The following is a 253-nucleotide window of genomic DNA, read 5'->3' on the forward strand; positions in this document are numbered from 1 at the left end:
CCCCGCTCCCGGAAACGATGTCAAAAGTACAGCACAAGAACGAACCCTAAAAACCCCACTACAACGCTCAAGATCACGACATACTTTGTTCAAAAACACACCCGACAAGTAGTCTGACACAGGGGGTTGTTTCAGGTGGATAAATACCGTTCTGAGTAACCTGAAAACCGCCACCGGCGGAACCTACCATGCTTTCAATTTCGATAAATATGGTTTTCTCTATTTGGCCGAGGCTCAGTATCGATTTAACCGG

Annotated in this window: 1 pseudogene; it reads left to right on the forward strand. The window is 46.6% G+C overall.

Features of this window, described 5'->3' with window-relative positions:
- Positions 1–130: 130 nt before the first annotated feature.
- A pseudogene (locus F1735_RS35030) lies at positions 131–253 on the forward strand (transposase); the annotation flags it as partial.

This window comes from Massilia genomosp. 1 (genome assembly GCF_011682185.1).
In the GTDB taxonomy this organism is placed as follows: Bacteria; Pseudomonadota; Gammaproteobacteria; order Burkholderiales; family Burkholderiaceae_D; genus Telluria_A; species Telluria_A rubra.